We start from the raw sequence: 901 nt of genomic DNA, 5'->3' as shown, positions 1-901 counted from the left end.
GACAGTGATACGGGGCTGGTTTATATGCAGGCTCGGTATTATGATCCAGTGATTGGGCGGTTTTACTCAAATGATCCTGTTGGTGTACTGGGGCACGTCAAGCAAGGAAGCGTGCAGGGTTTCAACCGTTACAAATACTCATATAATAATCCTTTAAAGCTTATTGACCCTGACGGAAGGTTGCCTTTTGATTTTGCGAATTTATTTAATAAGAATGAAGGTGCAGAAAAAGCTAGGGAAGTTCAAGTAAAGGTTGCCGAAGATACTATTGCCGCCACTGAGACAGCTTTTGAAGTAACTGTTGCGGTTGCAGAAGCTGTCAATGATATTACACCTGGGGGGAAAACGGTGAAAGCAGCTAGTGCAATTGTGAACGCAGCTATTAAAGCATCAGATTCAGAGAAACCGCTAGAGACCTTAGGGACAGAATTAGCAATTGAAGCTTTTGGTGTGGGGGTGGGTAAAAAGCTAGATGCATTTACACAGGCTACGCATTCAACTAATGAAATGGCGAAAGAAGTAGCAGTTAATGTTATTACTACTGAATTGAAGGATGAGTTTCGTGAAGCAGTCGAAGATCGACAATGAATCAAAAACCCCAAAAGCTCAGGGGACGATATACATTTTGCTAGGTTTACTTGTATTTTTATCTGGTATCTTTTCGTTATCTGATGGCCAGATACTCAATAGGCTTAGCACGCTCAGCATAGAAACCACACCGTTCTTATTTATACTGAGAGTATTGTTTAGTGTTTTTATCGGTTCACTATGCATAGTAATTGGATTGGCTAAAATGTTAGCTAAAAGTAAATAAAAATAGTACCTATAAGGACAAAACATGAGCGTCTTAATAATCTTAATTTTGTCGATGAACATAAATGGGGAAACAAATCAATTATAT

Annotated in this window: 2 protein-coding genes; both read left to right on the top strand. The window is 39.2% G+C overall.

Annotated elements, in window-relative coordinates; all coding sequences use genetic code 11:
* Window positions 1-588: RHS repeat-associated core domain-containing protein (locus KJ365_RS00050; RefSeq protein ID WP_214449576.1), on the top strand; the 588-nt coding region annotated here is incomplete at its 5' end.
* A complete protein-coding gene (locus KJ365_RS00045) occupies window positions 563-814 on the top strand; it encodes a hypothetical protein (RefSeq protein ID WP_214449577.1) in 252 nt (83 codons plus the stop codon). The genes KJ365_RS00050 and KJ365_RS00045, both read left to right, overlap by 26 nt.
* Window positions 815-901 lie beyond the last annotated feature (87 nt).

It is taken from the genome of Glaciecola sp. XM2, from assembly GCF_018595715.1.
Lineage (GTDB): Bacteria > Pseudomonadota > Gammaproteobacteria > Enterobacterales > Alteromonadaceae > Glaciecola.
Note: the sequence above shows the minus strand (reverse complement) of the source record. Positions and strands in the feature narration are given on the sequence as shown.